Source organism: Streptomyces sp. NPDC058880 (genome assembly GCF_042742535.1).
GTDB lineage: Bacteria > Actinomycetota > Actinomycetes > Streptomycetales > Streptomycetaceae > Streptomyces.
In genome coordinates, this window is sequence record NZ_JBHYMC010000035.1 from 1 (window position 1) to 22,818 (window position 22,818).

At 73.2% G+C, this 22,818-nt stretch carries 19 protein-coding genes; 4 read left to right on the top strand and 15 right to left on the bottom strand.

Annotated elements, in window-relative coordinates:
- Positions 1-62 precede the first annotated feature (62 nt).
- The 9 genes from ACFW2G_RS20185 to rimP all read right to left on the bottom strand — a co-directional run bounded on the left by ACFW2G_RS20185 (position 63) and on the right by rimP (position 12,137).
- Entirely contained in the window at positions 63-1,019 is a 957-nt protein-coding gene (locus tag ACFW2G_RS20185) for a bifunctional riboflavin kinase/FAD synthetase (protein WP_078557022.1), read from the bottom strand.
- 136 nt (positions 1,020-1,155) lie between these two features.
- Entirely contained in the window at positions 1,156-4,812 is a 3,657-nt protein-coding gene (locus tag ACFW2G_RS20190; RefSeq protein ID WP_384583326.1) for a serine protease, read from the bottom strand.
- Positions 4,813-5,049: 237 nt separating this feature from the next.
- Positions 5,050-5,985 carry a tRNA pseudouridine(55) synthase TruB gene (truB, locus tag ACFW2G_RS20195; RefSeq protein WP_384583323.1) on the bottom strand — a complete coding sequence of 312 codons (936 nt, stop codon included), beginning with the start codon at positions 5,983-5,985 and terminating at the stop codon, positions 5,050-5,052.
- Positions 5,982-6,431, bottom strand: coding sequence for a 30S ribosome-binding factor RbfA (gene rbfA / locus ACFW2G_RS20200; RefSeq protein WP_037928518.1), 450 nt, complete (start codon positions 6,429-6,431; stop codon positions 5,982-5,984). Before rbfA ends, truB begins: the two co-directional genes overlap by 4 nt.
- Before the next feature lie 34 nt (positions 6,432-6,465).
- Positions 6,466-6,759, bottom strand: a complete 294-nt coding sequence (locus ACFW2G_RS20205) for a DUF503 domain-containing protein (RefSeq protein WP_037928515.1) — start codon at positions 6,757-6,759, stop codon at positions 6,466-6,468.
- A gap of 185 nt (positions 6,760-6,944) precedes the next feature.
- Entirely contained in the window at positions 6,945-10,028 is a 3,084-nt protein-coding gene (gene infB, locus ACFW2G_RS20210) for a translation initiation factor IF-2 (protein WP_384449871.1), read from the bottom strand.
- A 149-nt stretch (positions 10,029-10,177) separates the two neighbouring features.
- The gene (locus ACFW2G_RS20215; RefSeq protein ID WP_030844383.1) at positions 10,178-10,465 is read right to left on the bottom strand and encodes a YlxR family protein; all 288 of its coding nucleotides are present in this window, start codon (positions 10,463-10,465) and stop codon (positions 10,178-10,180) included.
- A gap of 146 nt (positions 10,466-10,611) precedes the next feature.
- A complete protein-coding gene (gene nusA / locus ACFW2G_RS20220; protein WP_384449875.1) occupies positions 10,612-11,622 on the bottom strand; it encodes a transcription termination factor NusA in 1,011 nt (336 codons plus the stop codon).
- Positions 11,623-11,624: 2 nt separating this feature from the next.
- Positions 11,625-12,137: a ribosome maturation factor RimP gene (rimP, locus tag ACFW2G_RS20225; RefSeq protein WP_037928507.1), complete on the bottom strand. Its 513-nt coding sequence runs from the start codon at positions 12,135-12,137 to the stop codon at positions 11,625-11,627.
- A gap of 156 nt (positions 12,138-12,293) precedes the next feature.
- Between rimP and ACFW2G_RS20230 the strand changes: the two genes are divergently transcribed.
- The 4 genes from ACFW2G_RS20230 to ACFW2G_RS20245 are packed head-to-tail and all read left to right on the top strand — an operon-like array spanning position 12,294 to position 15,293.
- Complete coding sequence (locus ACFW2G_RS20230; protein ID WP_384583320.1) at positions 12,294-12,836, top strand: hypothetical protein; 543 nt, start codon at positions 12,294-12,296, stop codon at positions 12,834-12,836.
- On the top strand, positions 12,833-13,306 hold the full coding sequence (locus ACFW2G_RS20235; RefSeq protein WP_384583317.1) for a ferritin-like domain-containing protein: 474 nt from the start codon (positions 12,833-12,835) through the stop codon (positions 13,304-13,306). Before ACFW2G_RS20230 ends, ACFW2G_RS20235 begins: the two co-directional genes overlap by 4 nt.
- Before the next feature lie 16 nt (positions 13,307-13,322).
- Positions 13,323-14,225 carry an aminoglycoside phosphotransferase family protein gene (locus ACFW2G_RS20240; RefSeq protein ID WP_384449884.1) on the top strand — a complete coding sequence of 301 codons (903 nt, stop codon included), beginning with the start codon at positions 13,323-13,325 and terminating at the stop codon, positions 14,223-14,225.
- Between the two features lie 57 nt (positions 14,226-14,282).
- Entirely contained in the window at positions 14,283-15,293 is a 1,011-nt protein-coding gene (locus ACFW2G_RS20245) for a slipin family protein (RefSeq protein WP_384583314.1), read from the top strand.
- A gap of 252 nt (positions 15,294-15,545) precedes the next feature.
- On the opposite strand, the gene ACFW2G_RS20250 is transcribed toward ACFW2G_RS20245, so the two are convergent.
- The 6 genes from ACFW2G_RS20250 to dxr all read right to left on the bottom strand — a co-directional run bounded on the left by ACFW2G_RS20250 (position 15,546) and on the right by dxr (position 22,817).
- On the bottom strand, positions 15,546-17,249 hold the full coding sequence (locus tag ACFW2G_RS20250; protein WP_384583311.1) for a proline--tRNA ligase: 1,704 nt from the start codon (positions 17,247-17,249) through the stop codon (positions 15,546-15,548).
- Between the two features lie 43 nt (positions 17,250-17,292).
- Positions 17,293-17,835 carry a GNAT family N-acetyltransferase gene (locus ACFW2G_RS20255; RefSeq protein ID WP_384449893.1) on the bottom strand — a complete coding sequence of 181 codons (543 nt, stop codon included), beginning with the start codon at positions 17,833-17,835 and terminating at the stop codon, positions 17,293-17,295.
- A gap of 62 nt (positions 17,836-17,897) precedes the next feature.
- Entirely contained in the window at positions 17,898-18,743 is an 846-nt protein-coding gene (locus tag ACFW2G_RS20260; RefSeq protein WP_172671404.1) for a GNAT family N-acetyltransferase, read from the bottom strand.
- 179 nt (positions 18,744-18,922) lie between these two features.
- On the bottom strand, positions 18,923-20,080 hold the full coding sequence (gene ispG / locus ACFW2G_RS20265; RefSeq protein WP_030767370.1) for a flavodoxin-dependent (E)-4-hydroxy-3-methylbut-2-enyl-diphosphate synthase: 1,158 nt from the start codon (positions 20,078-20,080) through the stop codon (positions 18,923-18,925).
- 176 nt (positions 20,081-20,256) lie between these two features.
- Positions 20,257-21,558 (bottom strand): M50 family metallopeptidase, encoded by a 1,302-nt coding sequence (locus ACFW2G_RS20270; RefSeq protein WP_384449898.1) that lies wholly within the window; start codon positions 21,556-21,558, stop codon positions 20,257-20,259.
- Complete coding sequence (gene dxr, locus ACFW2G_RS20275) at positions 21,555-22,817, bottom strand: 1-deoxy-D-xylulose-5-phosphate reductoisomerase (protein WP_384449900.1); 1,263 nt, start codon at positions 22,815-22,817, stop codon at positions 21,555-21,557. Before dxr ends, ACFW2G_RS20270 begins: the two co-directional genes overlap by 4 nt.
- Position 22,818: the final 1 nt, after the last annotated feature.

A 22,818-nucleotide genomic window follows, 5' to 3' on the forward strand; every position in this document is an offset into this window, starting at 1 on the left:
GGGCCCGTACCGCCCCGGGACAGGTGGCGGTACGGGCCCTCGCCCGTAGCGGCGTCAACGCGTCAGCGCTTGATGTCGTACGCGTCGGTCAGCACCCGTGCCCGCTTGACGTCGTCGGCGATCGCCTCCAGCAGCCCGTCCAGCGACTCGAACTTCGCCATCCCCCGCACGTACGCGAGGAAGTCGACGGCCACGTGCTTTCCGTACAGGTCCAACCCGACCCGGTCGATCGCGTACGCCTCGACCGTCCGCTCGGTCGCGTCGAACTGCACGTTCGTCCCCACCGAGATCGCCGCGGGCATCCGCTCGCCGTCCGCCGTCAGCCAGCCCGCGTAGACCCCGTCAGCCGGGATCGCGGTGTGCGGCTGCGTCTCCACGTTCGCCGTCGGGTAGCCGAGTTCCCGCCCGCGCTGCGCTCCGCGCACCACCACGCCCTCGACCCGGTGCGGACGCCCCAGGACCTCGGCCGCACCGTCCATGTCGCCCTCGGCGACCAGCCGGCGCGCCAGCGTCGACGAGAAGGGCACGCCGCCGCCCGCCTCGCCGCGCTCCACGAGGTCGACGACCTCGACCCGGTAGTCGTACGTGGAACCCAGCTCGCGCAGGAAGTCGACGTTCCCTGCGGCCCGGTGGCCGAAGCGGAAGTTCGGGCCCTCGATCACGGCCAGGGCGTGCAGCTTGTCGACGAGCACCTTCACGATGAAGTCGGCCGGGGACAGCTGCGAGAACTCCGCGGTGAACGGCAGGATCAGCAGCGCGTCCACGCCCAGTCCGGCCATCAGCTCGGCGCGGCGGTCGTAGGGGGCCAGGATCGGCGGGTGGCTGCCGGGGCGGACGACCTCGCTCGGGTGCGGGTCGAAGGTGACGACGACGGACGGGACGCCGAGCTCGCGCGCAGCGGCCACGGCCCGTCCGATGATCAGCTGATGTCCCCGGTGCACGCCGTCGTAGGAGCCGATGGTGACGACGCTGCGTCCCCAGTCCTGGGGGATGTCCTCCAAGCCACGCCACCGCTGCACTGTGACCGCTCCTCGCCCGAACCCGGTTGGTCCTTGAACTGATTGCCGATTGCAGGTCTAAGACTGCCATGCCGGGGGCCGGTGCCACGCATCGGCATCCGGGCCGGACGGGCCCGGCGGGGCCGCCGGACCGTCCTCATGTCACATCCGCGGCGGCCCGGCCGAGCGTCTCCACCGCCCGGCGGGCACCCGGCCCCAGCAGGGCCGCCGCCTCCGTGGCCGCCTGGGCCAGCCAGCGGGCCACGAGCTCCCCGAAGGTCGGCTGGGCCAGGGCCAGCTCCACCGTGCGCCGCTCGAAGACGGCCGGACCGCCGGGAACCCCCAGCAGCTGCCGCCCGGTGCGCCGCAGCAGTTCCCGCGTGCGTTCCTCCGGGCGTACCGCGGCACCGGCCGCGACCGCACCGAGGAAGGCGTCCAGCACCCGCGGGTCCTTCTCCTCCCGCAGCAGTACGGCGGTCAGATCGCCGCGCAGCGCGTGCGAGTGCTCCCCGCCCGGCGCGCCCAGCACGACGGCGAGCTCCGCGCGCACCCCGGCCGGCGCGGTCCGCAGCAGGTCCAGCACGAGCGGGCGCAGCGCGGGGCCGGCTGCAGGCCCCTGCTCCAGCCGCCGGTTCACGAACGCCGCGGCGTGCGGCGCGTCCCCGGGGCTACGGGCCAGGTGCTCCCTCACGAGCTCGGCCGCGCGCCGGGCCAGCCCCGGCGTGTTCAGCTCGGCCAGGGACCGCAGCACCTCGCCGTCGGCGCGGTCCCGCAGGGCGGCGAGTACCGCGTCCTGGTCCGGCAGCACAGGCAGGGCCGCGACCAGCGCGGCTGCGGGCAGCCGGGAGCCGGGCTCGGGGTCGCGGAACGACGCGAGGGCGTCGGGCAGGTAGCGGGCCCGCACCTGCGGGTCGCGCAGCAGCACGGCGAGCGCACTGCCGTGCAGGGTGGCGTCACCGGGGCGGGCGAGTAGCGCCCGGGCCGCGCGGCGCAGCAGCTCCCGGTCGGCGGGGGTGCGGACGTGCGGGGCGGTGGCGAGGCCGTAGGCGGCTGCGGCGACCCTGCGCGAGGGCCGTTCGTCGTGTGCCCAGCGGTCCACCGCCCGGCACAGCGCGGAGGGCTCCTCCTCGGCGAGTACGGCGAGCAACTCGTCGGCGCGCGGGTGCGCGGCGGTGACGAGCGCTTCGGTGAGGTCGTCCGGGGCGAGGTGGCGGTGGGTGTGCAGCAGGGCCTGCGCGGCGGTGGCGACGGTGGCCCCCGGGCGTCCGCGCAGCCGGCGGCCGTCGGCGAACCAGGCGCAGAGCAGCGGCTGGGTCCGCCGGGGATCCCGGACCAGTCGGCGGGCCACGGCGTCGAGGTAGCGGTCGCCGGGGACCGCCTCGGCGGGGTCCGCGGGCAGCAGGCGGCGCAGCAGGTCGAGACGGACCGGCTCGGCCAGCCGGAGCCGGTTCCAGAACCAGCCGTCGTACTCGCCCGGGCCGGCCCGGGCCACGTGCTCGGCGAGGGCGTGCAGAACGGCGAGGTGGGGGTTCGCGTCGGGGAGGCGCAGCAAGGTCTCGCGCAGCAGCCGGTCGGCCCACCAGGCGCGGTCGGCGTCACCGTCGCGGGCGCCGTCGGCCGGGACGTCGGCCGGGACGTCGGTGCAGCCGCCCAGGGCACGGACCAGCCGGGTGAGTTCCTCGCCCAGCCGGTCCGGGGGAAGGCGGAGCAGGGCTTCCAGGACGGGCCCGATACGGTGCCGGGGCACGGCCGGCCCGGGCCGGGCGGGGCCGTGGACGAGGGTACCGAGCGCTGTGGCGACGTCGAGGTGGCAGGCCTGGATCCAGTCGGACAGTTCCTCGTGGGCGAAGCGGTAGCCGGACCCGGCGGGCTCCAGCAGGCCCTCGGCGAGGACGGCGCAGGCCCAGCCGGTGCGCCACGGGAACAGTTCCTCGAAGGAGTCGCGGTCCAGTTGCCCCCGCCCGGGTCCCAGGCAGCGGCGGGCGGCTTCGTGCACACGGCCGGCGACGCGGGCGGCGAGCCTTCTGACACCGGGCCCGTGCACGCGGGCGCCCCCGGCGTCGGTGCCTGCGGCGGCGATGCGGACCGCGCTGCGCAGGCACAGCAGGTCCAGGTGGGCGGCGAACACCTCGTCGCGGCCGGGGCGGCCAGCGGTGACCTCGGCGGCGCGAATCCCGGCGAGCAGGTGCAGGGTGAGCGGATGCCGGGCGTCGGCCTCGCCGACGGCGTCGGCGGGGATGCCGAGGCGGGCCAGGGCGGTCTCCGCCTCGGCGGTGGTGAGGTCGCCGAGAAGGAGGGCGGGCGGCAGTCGGCGGGCCGCCCGGGCCGGGACGTGCAGCGACTCGGGCCGGTGGAGGGCGCCGGCCCGCTCCCAGTACTCGGGGCGGGCGGCGACGACCAGGCGGGCCCCGGTTCCGCTCAGCCACGCGTCGGTGGCCTCGGTCCACGACCCGAGCCGGTGGGCGAGCCCGTGCGGCATCTCCTCGGGCGCGTCCAGCACGACGAGCAGGGGCCGACCGGCGCGGGCGACGACCCCGGCGAGCCGCACGGCGACTCCCTCGGGGTCCCCGTTCTCCCCTCCGGTGTCCGGACCCGCCGGACCCGCGCCGTCTCCCGCCGTGTCCGCGCGGCCGGAGTCCGGTTGCCACCGGTTGGCCGAGGTCCCGCCGGAGCCGGACACCGGCCGTCCGTGCCACCCGTCGGGCGGGGATCCCCGGGGGCCGGGCACCGGCCGGCCCCCGGACTCGCCCGGTGTGGACCCGACCGGGTCGGGCGCCGCCCGGCTGCGCCACTCGCCCGACCGGGACCGTTCGTACCGGGCCCCGGGGCCGTCGCCCTCCGGTGCGGCCGGGGCCCGGTCGACGGGACCCTCGGCGGCGACGTGCGACGCCGCCGTGAGGGCGCGTGCCGCCGCATCCGCCAGGGAGGTGTCGTCGGGGTGCAGGTCCGCCCCGCGCAGCCACAGCGTGGGCGCGGGTCGGGGGCCGCGCGCCCGGCGGGCGGCCAGCGCCGCCAGCTCCGTGGTGCGGCCCGTGCCGGGGTGCCCGACGAGGCCCAGCACCCGGCGGTCCCCCGTCGTGAAGGCCTCCAGTTCGGCGGCAATGCCGGGCCGCTCCACCAGCGGGTCGGGCAGGAGAGCGGAGCGCATGGTGGTCGCGGTCAGTTCCAGCGCCCCGGCGAGGTTCAGGTCGGCGCCGCGGCCCGGCACGGCCGCCGCGTTGCGTTCCAGCAGCGCGGCCAACGGGCCCCGCGGGTCGGTGCCGGCCGCGGCCCGCAGCGCCACCGCGAAGCCTCCGCGGCGGTGCTCCGCGCGCAGAGCGGTGCCCAGTACCGCGAGCACCGCCCCGGTGACGGCGTCCAGGACCGGCGCCCCGCAGGCCTCCCCGCCCTGTGCGAGCGCGTCGCGGCCGTCGGTGCCGATCGCCAGCTCCACCGCCGCTCCGGGGGGCACCGCGTACACCCGCAGCCCGCCGGCCGCCGGGTAGGTGACCTGAGCGCCGCCCAGTACCCGCGCCTGCCGCCAGCCTTGCGCCGGCACCCGTACGTAGATCCCCGGATCGATCGCCTCGCGCTGCGCCACCGGCAGCGGCCGCACCCCGAGTCCGTCCGTGCGGATGAGGGCCAGGGCGACGCCGGGCAGTTCGGTCACGTCGGCCGCGTCGGCCAGCCAGGTCCGCCCCGAGGCCCGCACCATGACCCGGGACAGGCCGTCGACGGCCTCGTGGCTGGTGACGACCGTCCCGCGGTCGTCCGCGACGAACCCGCTGCCTCGTTCGCGCCCCGCCGGATCGCAGATCGTGACGAGTTCCGCCATGGCCGCACCACTCCCCGCACCGCTCCCCCGCTGCACCCCGTGCTCACGACGGTAGGCAGGTCAAGATCGGCAGGAAAGCACGTGCGGCGAACGCGCCCCCTTACGCTCCCTCCATTCACTCCGAGCGCCTGCTCGGACGGGTGAATAGCGGTGTCCGGGTGGATAGAGACCTACCCGAGGGGGGTCGTGGAGCGGTGAGCGGCACGGCACGTGCGCTCACCGCTCCACGTCAACGGATCAGACGAAGACCGCGAGGGACTTCGCCTTCCCGTTCTTGCTCTCGACGAGCCCGAGGAGCTGCCCCTGCGGTCCGAAGACCGCGACGGTACGGCCGTCCCCGTACTCCTCCGGCATGTCGATCCGCACTCCGTTGGCGAGCAGCGACGCCCGCCGGGTGTCCAGGTCCCAGCGCGGGAAGGCCGCCGCGGCCGCCTCCCCGATCGGCATGACGGTCAGCTCCTCCTGGAGCTGGTCCAGGGTCCGGGCGCGGTCGAGCTTGTACGGGCCCACCCGCGTGCGGCGCAGCGCGGTCAGGTGTCCGCCGACCCCGAGGTCGGCGCCGAGGTCTCGGGCGAGGGCCCGGATGTACGTCCCGCTGGAGCAGACCACGGAGACGACGAGGTCGACGACCTTGGTGCCGTCCTCGGCCTCCGCCTCCCGCATGTCGTACACCTGGAACGACGAGATGGTCACCGGCCTGGCCGGGATCTCGAAGTCCTCGCCGTCGCGGGCGCGCTTGTAGGAGCGCACGCCCTTGATCTTGATGGCGCTGACCTTGGACGGGACCTGCATGATCTCGCCCGAGAGCTTGGCGACGCCCGCGTCCACGGCGTCCCGGGTGACCGCGGTGGCGTCCGTGGAGGTGGTGATCTCGCCCTCGGCGTCGTCCGTCAGGGTGTTCTGTCCCAGGCGGATGGTGCCGACGTACTCCTTCTCCGTGAGCGCGAGGTGGCCGAGGAGCTTGGTGGCCTTCTCCACGCCGAGGACCAGGACGCCGGTCGCCATCGGGTCGAGGGTGCCGGCGTGGCCGACGCGGCGGGTCTTGGCGATCCCGCGCATCTTGGCGACCACGTCGTGCGAGGTGAAGCCTGCGGGCTTGTCGACGATGACGAGTCCGCCCCCGGCCTCGGGCCGGGAGGGACCGCCAGGCGTCTTCCCTGCATTGGTGCTCATTCCGCGGCTGCGTCCTCGTCGTCCTCGCCGGGCTTCTTGTACGGGTCGGCGTCGCCGGCGTACTGGGCGCCGGAGGACACCTCCCGCACCTGGGCGTCGGAGGCGCGCGCCTTGTCGAGGAGGTCCTCGATGGTGCGGGCGTTCTCCGGGAGGGCGTCCGCCACGAAGGTCAGGGTGGGCGTGAACTTGGTCCCCGCCGCCCGGCCCACCGCGGAGCGCAGAACGCCCTTGGCGCTCTCCAGGCCCGCCGCCGCACTGGCGCGGTCCTCGTCGTCGCCGTAGACCGTGTAGAAGACCGTGGCCTCCCGCAGGTCGCCGGTGACCCTGGTGTCCGTGATGGTCACGTGCGTACCGAGGCGGGGGTCCTTGACACCGCGCTGCAGCTTCTCCGCCACCACCTCCCGGATGAGGTCCGCCAGCTTCTTCGCCCGCGCATTGTCGGCCACTGGTCCGTCTCCTTCTTTTCTTGCAGACAAGCAATCAGTCTTCATCACCGTGGAGGCGCCGTCGCACGGACAGCAGCTCCACTTCGGGACGTGCCGCGACCAGCCGCTCGCAGCGGTCCAGTACGTCCGAGAGGAACCCCGCGTCCCCACTCACCAGCGCGACCCCTATGCGGGTCCTGCGGTGCAGATCCTGGTCGCCCACCTCTGCCGCGCTCACGGAGAACTTCCGCTGGAGCTCAGCGACGATGGGCCGGACGACGGAGCGTTTCTCCTTCAGCGAGTGGACGTCGCCGAGGAGCAGGTCGAAGGACAGAGTCCCCACGTACATGCAGTTCCGGATGTCCCGCCGGTGCGGGTTCGATGGCCTGCCGGGCCGTCGCCCGGCAGGATCACCCGGCGCTCGTGCGGCCGGGTCACCAGAACCGTACACGCAACGGCCGGGGCCGATCGACGGATATTCCGCCGACCGGCCCCGGTGTTACGCGTTACGACACGGTGCGAACCGCCTCGCGCTTACGCGCGGGGCTTCTCGCGCATCTCGTACGTCGCGATGACGTCGTCGACCTTGATGTCGTTGAAGGAGCCGAGGTTGATACCGCCCTCGAAGCCTTCGCGGATCTCGGTGACGTCGTCCTTGAAGCGGCGCAGACCGGAGATGGTGAGGTTCTCCGCGATGACCTTGCCATCGCGCAGCAGGCGCGCCTTGGTGTTGCGCTTGACCTCGCCGGACCGGATGAGGACACCGGCGATGTTGCCCAGCTTGGACGAGCGGAAGATCTCGCGGACCTCCGCCGTACCGAGCTCGACCTCTTCGTACTCCGGCTTGAGGAGACCCTTCAGGGCCGCCTCGATCTCCTCGATGGCCTGGTAGATCACCGAGTAGTAGCGGACGTCGACGCCCTCGCGGTCCGCCATCTGCGCGGCGCGGCCGGCAGCACGGACGTTGTAGCCGATGACGATGGCGTCGGAGCCCATCGCCAGGGCGATGTCGGACTCGGTGACCGCACCCACACCGCGGTGCAGGACCCGGATGTCGACCTCTTCACCGACGTCGAGCTGGAGCAGCGAGGACTCGAGGGCCTCGACCGCACCGGACGCGTCGCCCTTGATGATGAGGTTGAGTTCCTGGACCAGACCGGCCTTGAGTACGGAGTCGAGGTCCTCGAGGGACACACGGCGCACGCGCTTGGCGAAGTTGGCGTTGCGCTCGCGCGCAGCACGCTTCTCGGCGATCTGGCGGGCCGTGCGGTCCTCGTCGACGACGAGGAAGTTGTCGCCGGCGCCGGGGACGTTGGTGAGACCCAGGACCAGGACGGGGGTCGAGGGACCCGCTTCCTCGACGTTGTTGCCCTTGTCGTCGAGCATGGCGCGCACACGGCCGTAGGCGTCGCCCACGACCATCGTGTCGCCGACGCGGAGGGTACCGCGCTGGACGAGGACGGTGGCGACGGCACCGCGGCCGCGGTCGAGGTGGGACTCGATCGCAATACCCTGAGCGTCCTGCTCCGGGTTGGCGCGCAGGTCGAGCGAGGCGTCGGCGGTGAGGACGACGGCCTCCAGCAGGGAGTCGATGTGCAGACCCTGCTTGGCGGAGATGTCGACGAACATCGTGTCGCCGCCGTACTCCTCGGCGACCAGACCGAACTCGGTGAGCTGACCGCGGACCTTGGTCGGGTCGGCACCCTCGACGTCGATCTTGTTGACCGCGACCACGATCGGGACGCCGGCGGCCTTGGCGTGGTTGAGCGCCTCGATCGTCTGCGGCATGACGCCGTCGTTGGCCGCGACCACGAGGATCGCGATGTCGGTCGACTTGGCACCACGGGCACGCATGGCGGTGAACGCCTCGTGACCCGGGGTGTCGATGAAGGTGATCTTGCGGTCTTCGTCGTTGACCTGGGTGGTGACCTGGTACGCACCGATGTGCTGCGTGATGCCGCCGGCCTCGCCCGCGACGACGTTCGTCTTGCGGATGGCGTCGAGCAGTCGGGTCTTACCGTGGTCGACGTGACCCATGACGGTCACGACCGGCGGACGCGGCAGCAGGTACTCCTCGCCGCCCTCGTCCTCGCCGAACTCGATGTCGAAGGTCTCCAGGAGCTCGCGGTCCTCCTCCTCCGGGCTGACGATCTGAACCTCGTAGTTCATCTCGCCCGCGAGGAGCTGGAGGGTCTCGTCGGAGACGGACTGCGTGGCAGTGACCATCTCGCCGAGGTTCATCATGACCGCGACCAGCGACGCCGGGTTGGCGTTGATCTTCTCCGCGAAGTCGGTCAGGGACGCACCGCGCGACAGGCGAACGGTCTCGCCGTTGCCGCGGGGCAGCATCACGCCGCCCACGGACGGGGCCTGCATGGCCTCGTACTCCTGGCGCCTCTGACGCTTCGACTTGCGGCCTCGACGGGCCGGACCACCGGGACGGCCGAAGGCACCCTGCGTGCCGCCACGGGCACCGGGACCGCCGGGACGACCGCCGAAGCCGGGACGACCGCCGCCGCCGGCGCCGGCCGGGCCACCGCCGAAGCCGCCGCCCGGACGGGGACCGCCGAAGCCGCCGCCCGCGGGACGCGAGCCGGGACCGGCCGGACGGCCGGCGAAGCCGCCGCCGGGACGACCGGCGCCGCCGGGACGGGGACCGCCCGCACCGGGACCACGGCCACCGGGGCCGCCGCCGGGACGGGGACCGGGACCACCGGCAGCGGGACGCTGCGGCATCATGCCCGGGTTCGGACGGTTGCCGCCGGGGGCCGGACGCGGAGCGCCGCCCTGCGGGCGGGGCATGCCGCCCGGGGTCGGACGGGCGCCGCCGGGACCCTGCGGACGCGGAGCGCCGCCGGGGCCGCCCTGCGGACGGGGAGCACCCTGGCCGCCGGCGCCGGGGGCGCCGGGACGCGGGCCGCCGGCCGGACGGGGCGCCTGCGGGCGCGCCATACCGGTGGAGCCACCAGAGGTGAACGGGTTGTTGCCCGGACGGGGACCGGCCGGACGGGCGCCCTGCGGACGCGGGGCCTGGCCGCCGGGGGTCGCGCCGGGGCGCGGGGCACCGGGGGTGGCACCGGACGGGCGCGGGGCACCGGGACGGGCACCGCCCTGACCCGGGGCCGCCGGACGCTGCTGCGCCGGACGGGGACCGGGGGCCGCGGCGGGACGCGCCGGGGCGGCCGGAGCCGCCGGAGGCGCGGAGAACTCGGTCGCCACGGGCGCCGCCGGAGCGGGCTTCGGGGCGGCCGGAGCCTTCGGGCCGGGACGCGGGCCGGGGGAGGCGGGCGTCACGGGGGCTGCGGCCGGGGCCTCGGCAGCGGCCGGCTTGGGGGCCGGTGCGCCGGGCTTCGGGGCAGCGGGACGTGCCGCAGCGGCCGGGGACGGCGCTGCGGGCTTGGCGGGCGCGGCCTTGCGGGGCGCGCCGGGCTTCGCAGCGGACTTGCCGGCGTTGCCGCCGGGCCCCTGCAGTGCGTCAGTCAACTTGCGTACAACCGGCGCCTCGATCGTCGAGGACGCCGAACGGACGAATTCACCGAGTTCTTGGAGCTTGGCCATGACGACCTTGCTCTCCACCCCGAACTCCTTGGCGAGTTCGTATACCCGGACCTTAGCCACTTCGCTCCTTTTAGGTCCGGGTTACGCCGGACCGTCGCTACTTCATGGGCGTACTCATCGCGTACTCATCGAGTGCTCATCGCAATCTCGACCTACTTCCAACTCGCGAGGTACCTGACCGCACGGGGTATCCGTGCCGTACTACTTCTCTACGCTGTGGTCCCGGCTTTCCCGGCCACGGCATTGCGCAGGTTCGCCGTGTCGAGCGCTCCGGCGGACCGGAGGGCCCGGGGGAACGCGCGTCGGCGGACCGCCTGGTCGAGACAGACCACGGCAGGGTGCACGTACGCACCCCGGCCGGGCAGCGTACCGCGAGGATCGGGGACGCATTCGTCCTCGATCGCCACGATCCGCAGCAGATCGCTCTTGGCCGCTCGCTCCCGACACCCCACACAGGTGCGTTCGGGGCATGCGCGGGCTTGCGTCCGGCCAGACACGCCTAAGTCTACCTCCCCGCACCGACCTCTCCCCCGACAAGTATCGGAGGAGAGACCGAACGGACGTTGTGTTGTCCTGATCCGCTGCCCGGGCAGCGGCCGTGTGAACCCTGTCTACCGTCGGGACAGCCCCGGCCGGTAACGGTTTATTCCCCGCTCCGGTCCCGCTCCGCATCCGGGGACGCCTCGGTGTCGGGACGGATGTCGATGCGCCAGCCGGTGAGCCGCGCGGCGAGGCGGGCGTTCTGGCCCTCCTTGCCGATGGCCAGGGACAGCTGGTAATCGGGCACGGTCACCCGGGCGGAGCGGGAGTCCCAGTCGACGACCTCGACCTTGCTCACCCGGGCGGGTGACAGCGCGTTGGCGACCATCTCCGCCGGGTCGTCCGACCAGTCGACGATGTCGATCTTCTCGCCGTGCAGTTCGGCCATCACGTTGCGCACGCGGCTGCCCATCGGGCCGATGCAGGCACCCTTGGGATTCAGGCCCGAACGGGTGGACCGGACGGCGATCTTGGTGCGGTGACCGGCCTCACGGGCGATCGCCGAGATCTCGACGCTGCCGTCGGCGATCTCCGGGACCTCCAGCGAGAACAGCTTCTTCACCAGGTTCGGGTGGGTGCGCGAGAGGGTCACGGACGGACCGCGGACACCCTTCGCCACGCGCACGACGTACGCCTTCAGGCGCAGACCGTGCGGGTACTCCTCACCGGGGACCTGCTCCTGCACCGGCAGGATGGCCTCCAGCTTGCCGATGTCGACGAGGACGTTCTTGGGGTCCTTGCCCTGCTGCACGACGCCGGTGATGACGTCGCCCTCACGGCCGGCGAACTCGCCGAAGGTCAGGTCGTCCTCGGCGTCGCGCAGACGCTGGAGGATCACCTGCTTCGCGGTCGTCGCGGCGATGCGGCCGAAGTCCGACGGCGTGTCGTCGAACTCCTTGGGTTCCTGCCCCTCTTCGAGGTCCCTCGGGTCTTCCGTCGCCCACACGACCACGTGACCGTTGGTGCGGTCCAGCACGACGCGGGCGCGGCGGAAGCTCCCCTCGGTGCGGTGGTACGCGATGAGGAGGGCCGACTCGATCGCCTCGACGAGCAGGTCGAAGGAGATCTCCTTCTCCCGGACCAGACCCCGCAGGGCACTCATGTCGATGTCCACGGCTACGCCTCCTCTTCCTTCTTGTCCTTGCGGTTGAACTCGATCTCGACACGCGCCCTGGCGATGTCGGTGAAAGCAATGCGGCGGGCGGTCGCCTTGCGGCCCTTCACGCCCGGTACTTCGAGGTCCATGCCCTCGTCGTCGACGTCGAGGATCCGGGCGACCAGTTCGCCGGCGCCCTTGCCGTCCTCGGCGGACAGCTGGAACTTCACGAGGCGGCCGATGGCCCGTACGTAGTGGCGGTGCTCGGTCAGGGGACGGTCCGCGCCCGGGGAGCTCACCTCGAGGACGTACTCGTCCTCGCCCATCACGTCGGATGCGTCGAGACTGTCGGAGACCTCACGGCTCAGCTCGGCACACGCGTCCAGCTCCACGCCCTCGTCGGAGTCCACGATGATCCGCAGCATCCGGCGCCTGCCCGCGCGCGACAGCTCGATCTCTTCGAGGTCCAGGCCCTTGGCGGCGACGAGCGGCTCCAGCAGTCCGCGCAGCCTGTCGCTCTGGGTGGTGCTCATCCGGGTGACTCCTCGGCCGCGTGTGCTGTTGTGGTTTCCGTCGTGTGTCAGGTCAAAGGGTATCCGGTGTCGGAGGGTGTTGCCGTCCGCCCTGTGCGGAGGGCCCCGGGTACCGTGATCACACCCTGCCCCGCCCCACACCACGAGGACGTCGCCGTGCCCTGGACTCCGCATTCCAGACCTTCGCGCAGGAGCCTGCTCGCCGGTGCCGCCGGCGCGGCGGGTGCCGCGCTGCTGACCGGGTGCACCGACGGCCGCCCGGCGGTCGCCGATCCCGCCGTTTCACTCGAGCGGCGGATGCGGGAGGCGGCCGTTCGTGACAGCGCCCGGTTGCTGGAACGTTACGACGCCACCGCCGCCGTCCATCCGGACCTGACCGCGCGGCTCGCTCCGCTGCGCGCCGCCGTCGCCGCGCACGCGTCCGCCCTCTCCCCCGCAGGGGCGGGATCGCCGTCCCCCTCTGCGTCGCCGTCCGGCGGTACGGGGGCCGCCGCGCCCGCGGCAGGGGGTGGGCCGGTGCCCGCGAAGCCCGCCGAGGCCCTGACCGCGCTCGCCGACACCGAGCGGAGCCTGTCCGAGACACGGACCATCGACCTGGCCGGGGCGCCCGGCGAGCTGGCCCGGCTGCTGGCCTCGGTGGCCGCCTGCGGCGCCGTGCACGTCCACCTGCTGACCTCGGACCCCGGAGCCACACCGTGAAGCACGGACCCTCCCCCACCGGACCCTCCCCCACCGGACCCGCCCTGGAGGCCGCCCAGGCGGCCCTCGCCGCCGAGCACGCGGCCGCGTACGGCTATGGGGTGATCGGCGCGCGGACCGCCGGCGCCCGGGCCACGGAGGCCCGGGAGGCGTACGGCGACCACCTCGCGCGGCGTGACGCGCTGGCCCGGACCGTGCGCGAGCTGGGCGGTGCGCCCCGACCCTCGGAGGCCGCGTACGCCCTACCGTTCGAGGTGCGCGATCCCGCCGACGCCGAGCGGCTGGCCGCGGTGATCGAGGACCGGGTGGCCGGCGCGTACTCCGATCTGGTGCGGGCTGCGGAAGGCCCGCTGCGCCGCGAGGCGGCCGACGCGTTGAGCGGCGCGGCGGTCCGCGCGGCACGCTGGCGCGGTGTCGGCGTAGCCTTCCCTGGGCTCGCGGAACGCGCAGAGCGAGCCCTCACCAGCTGAAAGGGACCCCGCACGCATGGCTTTCGAACCGCCGCAGCGGCTTGTACGGGCGCTCGGCGAGACGCCGGAGACGGCGCAGGACACGGACTGGCTGGGGCGGCTGCCCGGGCTCACCGAGGCCGCGCTCTCCCGGCGGGGGGTACGGGCCCAGCGGGTGCAGGCCCCGGGCGGCCGCAGCAGTCTGGTCGTCCTCGTCGCCTACCCGGACGGGACCCCGGCCGCCCTGAAGCTGGCGCCCCCGCACGCCCGGCCCGACCGGGAGCTGGCCGCGCTGGCGCACTGGGGCGGTTTCGGCGCCGTACGCGTCCTCGACACCCGCCACCACCAGGACGACGGGGCCCTGCTGCTGGAGCGGCTGCACGCGGAGGTGTCGCTGCGGTCCCTGCCGGAGGCGAAGGCCCAGCTGGAGGCGACCGGCACGCTGCGCCGGCTGTGGGTGGCGCCGCCCGCCGGGCACGGCTGGGAGTCGGTGGCCGAACGCACCGCGCGGCAGTCGCAGGCCCTGCGGGAGGCCCCGGCGGAGGCCCGCGCACTCGCCGACGCCGCCCTGGCCCTGCGGGAGGAGCTGGTGGCGGCCCCGCCGGAGGAACTGCTGCTGCACGGGAACTTCCGGCAGGGCAAGGTCCTGGCGGGCGAGCGGGCGCCGTGGCTGGCGGTGGGCCCCGACCCGCTGGTCGGCGAGCGGGCGTACGACCTGGCGCGGCTGGTCAGGGACCGGCTGGAGGACCAGGTCGCCTCCTCCGCCGGAGCAGCGGGAGCCCGGCGCCGGGTGAACAAGCTGGCGGACGCGCTGGACGTGGACCGGGACCGGCTGCGGGGCTGGACGCTCTTCCGGGCCGTGGAATCGGGCCACCGCGCCCTGGCCGCCGGACGGCGCCGGGACGCGGAACTGCTGCTGGAGTTCGCCGCCTGGTTGTAGCCGGAGACCTCTTTGGGCATACCGTAAAGAGAGCGATATGTCCGGCAGGGGGCCGTCATGGTCGAGGAACTGCTGACAGCGGTGGTCGCCGCAGGCGTGGGCGCCGCCGTCTACCTGGGTGCGGCGGCCCGCGTGGTGAAGCAGTACGAGCGGGGCCTGGTGTTCCGCTTCGGCCGGCTACGGGAGCAGGTACGACCTCCCGGCTTCACGGTGATCGTTCCCGTGATCGACCGGCTCCGCAAGGTGAACATGCAGATCGTGACGCTGCCGGTGCCCGCACAGGAGGGCATCACCCGGGACAACGTCACCGTGCGGGTGGACGCGGTCGTGTACTTCAAGGTCGTGGACCCGGCGAGCGCGGTCGTGACGGTGGAGGACTACCGCTTCGCCGTGTCCCAGATGGCCCAGACCTCACTGCGGTCGATCATCGGAAAGTCCGACCTGGACGACCTGCTCTCCAACCGGGAGATGCTCAACCAGGGCCTGGAGCTGATGATCGACAGCCCGGCGGTGGGCTGGGGGGTGCAGATCGACCGGGTCGAGATCAAGGACGTGTCGCTGCCGGAGACGATGAAGCGGTCGATGGCGCGGCAGGCGGAGGCCGACCGTGAGCGCCGGGCCCGCGTGATCAACGCGGACGCCGAACTGCAGGCCTCGCACAAGCTCGCCGAGGCAGCGGAGGTGATGTCGGAGCAGCCGGCGGCGCTCCAGCTGCGCCTGCTGCACACGGTCGTCGCGGTCGCCGCCGAGAAGAACTCCACGCTGGTCCTGCCGTTCCCGGTGGAGCTGCTGCGCTTCCTGGAGCGCGCCGCCCCGCCTGCCGTGGCGGCTCCGGCGCGGGCGGAACCGGCCTCGGCCGGCCCGGCTTCCGAAGGCCCCGGGCCGGCCGAGGTCGACACTCCGGAGGCCGAGGACCCGCCGGCCGTCGACCCGGCGGCGGAGAGTCCGGCCCTTGGACCGGCGCGACCCGCACCACCCGCACGACCGGCACGACCGGCGCAACGGGACGAGCCGCCGCGGCAAGAGGCGGCCGTCCGGCGGGGCGGCCCCCGCGAGGGCGCCGCCTGAGGCCCTCCGGCCCTCGCGAGGAACGGGGAAGGGGAGGAAGGCGTTCGCCCCGCGTGCCCCGGCAGGCGCCCGGAGAGGGCGCTGCCGCGGTGCGGGGCGGTGGGGCCGGGCGTCCCGGCCTCCGTGCAGCCTCCGCTGTGCCGTCGGCCCGGCCGCGGTCCGGCCGCGGTCCGGCGCCGCCCGACCGGGCGTCAGGCCCGTTTGTGCGCCCGCGTGTTCGCCGGAGCGGACGGCTGGTGCCCGGCGCCGGGGTCAGGCCGTGGCCGCCAGCCGGGCGAGGGCATCCGCCAGGGGGAGCTCTTCCCGGGTGCCCGACGCACGGTCCTGGAGCTCGACGACCCCGTCACCGGATCGGCGGCCCGCCACCAGGATCCAGGGCACGCCGATCAGCTCCGCGTCGGTGAGCTTCACGCCCGGGGAGAGGCCCGGACGGTCGTCCAGCAGGACCCGCAGGCCCGATCCCGCCAGGGCCGTCGCCGCCTGCTCGGCCAGCGCGAGCTGCACCGCCTTGCCCGCCGCCACCACGTGGACGTCGGCCGGGGCGACCGCCGCCGGCCAGCACAGTCCGCGCTCGTCCGCGGTTTGTTCGGCCAGGGCCGCCACCGCTCGGGAGACGCCGATGCCGTAGGAGCCCATCGTGACCCGCACCGGCTTGCCCTCGCGGCCCAGCACGTCCAGCCCGAAGGCGTCCGCGTACTTGCGGCCGAGCTGGAAGATGTGGCCGATCTCGATGGCACGGTCCAGGCGGAGGCCGGCTCCGCAGGAGGGGCAGGGGTCGCCCGGCTCCACGACCGCCACGTCCAGGTACTGGTCCACCTCGAAGTCACGTCCGCAGACCACGTTGCGGGCGTGGGTGTCGGGCTTGTTGGCGCCCGTCACCCAGGCCGTGCCCGGCGCGACCCGCGGGTCGGCCAGATAGCGGACCTTCTCCAGGCCCTGCGGGCCCACGTACCCGCGCACGAGGTCGGGCCGGTCCGCGAAGTCCTCTGCCGTGACGAGCTCCACGACCGCGGGGGCCAGGTGTTCGCCCAGCTTGCCGAGGTCCACCTCCCGGTCCCCGGGCACGCCCACGGCCATGATCTCGCCGTCGACCTTCACCAGGAGGTTCTTCAGGGTCGCCGAGGCGGGGACCCCCAGGTGCGCGGCGAGGGTCTCGATCGTCGGGGTGTCGGGGGTGTCCACCTCCTCCGGCGCCGGGTGCTCCCCGGAGGCGGGGGTCAGCGCGAAGGTCACGGCCTCCGTGTTGGCCGCGTAGGCGCAGGAGGGGCAGTCCACGAAGGTGTCCTCGCCCGCCTCGGCCGGGGCCAGGAACTCCTCGGACGCGGAGCCGCCCATCGCCCCCGACACCGCCGACACGATCCGGTGGTCCAGGCCCAGCCGCTCGAAGATGCGGACGTAGGCCTCGCGGTGGAGCCGGTAGGACTCCTCCAGTGCCTCGTCGGACACGTCGAAGGAGTAGGAGTCCTTCATCTGGAACTCACGGCCGCGCAGCACGCCCGACCGGGGCCGCGCCTCGTCGCGGTACTTGGTCTGGATCTGGTACAGCATGACCGGGAGGTCCTTGTAGGAGGTGCACTGGTCCTTCACCACCAGGGTGAAGATCTCCTCGTGGGTGGGGCCGAGCAGGTAGTCCGCACCCTTGCGGTCCCTGAGCCGGAACAGCAGGTCGCCGTACTCCGACCAGCGGCCGCTCACCTCGTACGGCTCCCGGGGCAGCAGGGCCGGCAGCAGCACCTCCTGGGCGCCGATGGCGTCCATCTCCTCGCGGACGATGCGGCTGACGTTGTCCAGGACCCGCTTGCCGAGCGGGAGCCACGTCCACACCCCGGCCGAGCTGCGCCGGACGTATCCGGCGCGGACCAGGAGCCGGTGGCTGAGGGTCTCGGCGTCGGCCGGGTCCTCTCGGAGGGTCTTGGCCATGAGGCGGGACATGCGCTGTACGTGATGTGTGGACATCCCCGGAGCGTACCGGGGTCGCGGTGGAGCCCGATAAGCCGTTTCAGGGCCTGGTCAGCGGCAGGGTGGCACCCATGACCGCGTACGGGAGGCTCGCGCTCGGGAAGTGCACCCGGCGGGCGAGGTCGACATAGCCGAGGGACCGGTAGAGGCCGCGGGCGGGACTCTCGGTGTCGATGGCGGAGAGGATCGAGCGGGGTTCGGCGGCGTCGTCGGTGAGGGCGGTGATCAGTGAGCGGCCGATGCCGTGGCCCTGGAAGCCGGGGTGGACGTGCAGCTCGGTGATGACGAAGGAGCCGTCGAGCCATTCCTCGTGGCCTCCGGCCCGCAGGTAGGGCTCGACGACGGTGGACCACCAGTGCGTGCGGTCGTTGGGCATCCCGTAGACGAATCCGGTGAGCGCGCCGTCCTCGGCGAAGGCCCCGAGCGCGCGGGCCCCCTTGCAGGTCATGTGGCGCTGGACGATGTAGCGCCGGATGCCGACCTCCTCCTCGCTCAGGCCGAAGGCGACGGCCTGCACGCGCAGGGCCTCGTCCACGCGGGCGGCGAGGTCGAGGGGGCCGATACGGACTCCGGAAGGCAGCATGCGGTGACCTTACTTCGCGGTAAGGGTGTGCCGGAATGCCCCGCCCCCGGTCTCCTCCCGGTTCAGAACAGCACGCTCATGAACGCACCGACCTCGCGGAAGCCCACCCGGTGGTACGCGGCCCGCGCCGCGGTGTTGAAGTCGTTGACGTAGAGGCTGACCACGGGCGCCACGTCGCGCAGCGCGTACGCGACGACGGCAGCCATTCCGGTCTCGGAATGGCCCCGGCCGCGGAACTCGGGGGCGACCCAGACGCCCTGGATCTGGCAGGCGCGGGAGGTGGCGGCGCCGATCTCCGCCTTGAAGACGATCTTGTCGTCCTCGACGCGGGCGAAGGATCGGCCGCCGGCGACGAGCTCGGCGACGCGGGCCTGGTACAGCAGGCCGCCGTCACCGGCCATCGGCGAGACGCCGACCTCCTCGGTGAACATCGCCACGCAGGCGGGCATGATCAGGTCCATCTCGTTCTTGCGGATCCGGCGGACCTGCGGATCCGGCTCGACCGTGGTGGACGGGTGCTCGATGACCATGAGGGGCTGGTGGGCGCGGACCTCGCGGGCCGGCCCCCAGCTGGGCTCCAGGAGCTGCCACAGCAGCCGGGTGGGCGCGGCGGGGCCGACGATCGAGGAGCAGCGGCGGCCGGTGCGGCGGGCCCGGTCGGCGAAGGCGCGTACCGCGTCGGGCTCGGCGCAGACGGGGACGAGGTTGGCTCCGGCGTAGCAGAGCGAGCGGAGCTCGCCGTCGGCGTACCAGCCCCACATCTCGCCTCCCAGACGCCAGGGGTCGAGTCCGGCGACCTGGACCCTGGAGGTGACGAAAGCGTTCTCCACCGGCTCGCGTCCGAGGACGTCGAGCGCGGCGTCGAGATCACTGGGTTCAAGGACCCGGGTGGTGGTCTGCGTCAACACTGGGGCCTCACCATGCAAGTCTGCTGATCTCCGCACTGTACCCGGCGGCACCGGACCGTGCCGCGTCCACGGGTCACGAAAAGGCCCCGGCCCCGCTCCCGAACTGCGGGAACGGGGCCGGGGCCGGACGACTGCGGCGCCCTCGCCGGACACCGCGGGCGGTGCGCCGGACCGGTGGTTCAGACGCCGATGGCGACGGTCGGCTCGCCGCTGGCGACGCCGTCGGCCTCCATCTGCGCCGCGATCTTCATCGCCTCTTCGATGAGGGTCTCGACGATCTTCGACTCCGGCACGGTCTTGATGACCTCGCCCTTCACGAAGATCTGGCCCTTGCCGTTGCCGGAGGCGACGCCGAGGTCGGCCTCGCGGGCCTCGCCCGGGCCGTTGACGACGCAGCCCATGACGGCGACGCGCAGCGGGACCTCCATGCCCTCCAGGCCCGCCGTGACCTCCTCGGCCAGCTTGTAGACGTCGACCTGGGCGCGGCCGCAGGACGGGCAGGAGACGATCTCCAGGCGGCGCGGCTTGAGGTTCAGCGACTCCAGGATCTGGATGCCGACCTTGACCTCCTCCGCCGGCGGGGCGGAGAGGGAGACGCGGATGGTGTCGCCGATGCCCTCGGAGAGCAGGGCGCCGAAGGCGACCGCGGACTTGATGGTGCCCTGGAAGGCGGGGCCGGCCTCCGTGACGCCCAGGTGCAGCGGGTAGTCACAGGCGGCCGCCAGCTGGCGGTAGGCGTTGACCATGACGACCGGGTCGTTGTGCTTGACCGAGATCTTGATGTCGCTGAAGCCGTGCTCCTCGAAGAGCGACGCCTCCCACAGCGCGGACTCGACGAGCGCCTCGGGGGTGGCCTTGCCGTACTTCTTCAGCAGGCGGGCGTCGAGGGAGCCGGCGTTGACGCCGATGCGGATCGGGGTACCCGCGTCGTTCGCGGCCTTCGCGATCTCCTTGACCTTGTCGTCGAACTGCTTGATGTTGCCGGGGTTCACGCGGACCGCGGCGCAGCCGGCGTCGATCGCGGCGAACACGTACTTCGGCTGGAAGTGGATGTCGGCGATCACCGGGATCTGCGACTTCTTGGCGATCACCGCGAGGGCGTCGGCGTCGTCCTGGGTCGGGCAGGCGACGCGGACGATGTTGCAGCCGGAAGCGGTGAGCTCGGCGATCTGCTGGAGCGTGGCGCCGATGTCGGAGGTGCGGGTCGTGGTCATCGACTGCACCGAGATGGGTGCGTCGCCTCCGACGGCCACGGAACCGACCTGGATCTTGCGGCTGACCCTGCGGTCGGCAAGCTTCGTCGGCACGGACGGCATTCCGAGAGAGATGGCAGTCATCTGCTGTGCAACCCCAAGGTGTGGATCGAGGTCCCGATATCGGCGGGCTCCAGGCTTCGAGATTACGCCAACCACGGCACGCCCCGTGCATCCGAGGGGGCGCACGGCCCGAACGTCGGGGGCCGGGCCCGATGTGTGCCCGGCCCCCGACGGCCCGTCGCGGTGTGCCGTGAGGGCTAGGTGATCTTGATGGGGTTCACCACGTCCGCGACCATCACCAGCAGGGTGAAGCAGATGAACAGGCCCGCGACCACGTAGGCGACGGGCATCAGCGTCGCCACGTCGAACGGGCCGGGGTCGGGGCGGCGGAAGATCCGCGCCACGCCCCGCCGGACGGACTCCCACAGCGCGCCGGCGATGTGCCCGCCGTCGAGCGGGAGCAGCGGCAGCATGTTGAAGAGGAACAGCGAGAGGTTGAAGCCGGCCAGCAGGTTCAGGAAGAACACCAGCTGGTGCTGTGCGGGGATGTCGAGGGCGAAGATCTCGCCGCTGACGCGCGCCGCACCGACGACGCCCATCGGGCTGTCCTGCTTGCGCTCGCCCCCGTTGAAGGCGGCGTTCCACAAGTCCGGGACCTTGGACGGCAGGGCGACCAGCGACTGCACACCGGCCTCCATCATCTCGCCCATGCGCTCGGCGGACTGGCCGAAGGACTGCGGTACGTAGCCGGAGGCGGGTGCGAATCCGAGGAACCCGGCGGTGACGTACTCGTCCTTGACGTACCTGCCGCTGCCGTCGGTCTTGGCGACCTTGTTCTCGATCAGGTTCGCGGTGAGGTCAAGGCGCTCCCCCGCGCGCACGACGGTGATGGTGGCAGGCCCCACGGTGGCGCGGATGTCCTTCTGCAGGGCCGACCAGTCGTCGACCGCGCGGCCGTTGAAGGCGACGATCTTGTCGCCGGCCTGGAGGCCCGCGGCCTTGGCGGGGGCGGCCGGGTCGCCGGGCCGGCAGGTGTCCCGCTTCTCGCTCTGCTGGATGACGCAGTCCGAGACGGTGGCGACCGAGGTGGTCTGGGTGTTCAGCCCGAAGGTCATCAGGGTGGTGAGGAAGATCGCCACGGCCAGGACCAGGTTCATGAACGGGCCGGCGAACATCACGATCACGCGCTTCCACGGCTTGCGCGTGTAGAAGAGCCGGGTCTCGTCGCCGGGCTGGAGCTCCTCGTACGCCGCCGAGCGCGCGTCCTCGATCATCGACCGGAACGGCGAGGTGGACCGGGCGGTGACCCTGCCGTCCTCGCCGGGCGGGAACATCCCGATCATGCGGATGTAGCCGCCCATGGGGATGGCCTTGATCCCGTACTCGGTCTCGCCCTTCCTCCGCGACCAGACGGTCGGCCCGAAGCCCACCATGTACTGCGGCACCCGAATGCCGAACATCTTGGCCGTGGAGAGGTGCCCCAGCTCGTGCCACGCGATGGAGACCAGCAGGCCGACCGCGAAGATCACGATTCCGAGCACCGTCATCAGAAGTGTCATGCGCGCGCCTCCGCGGCGGCCCGAGCCGCCATCTCCCGCGCCCGGGCCCTGGCCCAGGCCTCTGCTTCAAGGACGTCCCGCACGGTCAGGGAGGTTCCCGACTGCGGTGTCCCGTGCTCGTCGACCACGGCAGAGACCGTATCCATGATTGCTGTGAACGGCAGCCGACCGGCCAAGAATGCCTCGACGCACTCCTCGTTCGCCGCGTTGAAGACGGCCGGGGCGGTACCGCCGAGGGCGCCCACGTGCCGGGCGATGCCCACGGCGGGGAAGGCCTCGGTGTCCAGCGGGAAGAACTCCCAGGCGGAGGCCTTGGTCCAGTCGAAGGCGGGGGCGGCATCCGGGATCCGCTGGGGCCAGCCGAGGCCGATCGCGATGGGGCCGCGCATGTCCGGCGGGGTGGCCTGGGCGAGTGTGGAGCCGTCGGTGAACTCCACCATCGAGTGCACGTACGACTGCGGGTGGACCACGACCTCGATCTGCTCGAACGGGATGTCGTAGAGCAGGTGCGCCTCGATGACCTCCAGCCCCTTGTTGACCAGGGTCGCCGAGTTGACGGTGATCACCGGGCCCATGGCCCACGTGGGGTGGGCGAGCGCGTCCTCGACGGTCACCTCCGCCAGCTCGGCGCGGGTGCGGCCGCGGAAGGGGCCGCCGGAGGCGGTCACCACGAGCTTGCGCACGTCCGCGCGGGTGCCGGCGGCCAGCGCCTGGAAAAGGGCCGCGTGCTCGGAGTCCACGGGGATGATCTGGCCGGGCCCGGCCAGGGCCTTGACCAGCGGGCCGCCGACGATCAGCGACTCCTTGTTGGCCAGCGCCAGGGTGCGGCCGGCCCGCAGGGCGGCGAGGGTCGGCGCGAGGCCGATGGAGCCGGTGATGCCGTTGAGGACGGTGTGGCACTCGGAGGCGGCGAGCTCGGTCGCCGCGTCCGGCCCGGCCAGGATCTCGGGCAGTGTCTCGCCCGGGCCGTACTGGGCGCTCAGCGCCTCCTTCAGGGCCGGTACGGCGTCTTCGCGGGCGACGGCCACCTTCTCCACCCGCAGCAGCCGGGCCTGCTCGGCCAGCAGCGCCACCCGGCCGCCGGCGGCGGACAGGGCGGTGACCCGGAACCGGTCCGGGTTGCGCAGGGCGAGGTCGATGGCCTGGGTGCCGATGGAGCCGGTGGACCCGAGGATCACGATGTCCCGGCGGCCGGCCGCGGGGTCGAAGAGGAGGTGCGGGTCGGCGAGGGGGGCTGGACGGTCGCTCATGCCCCCCATT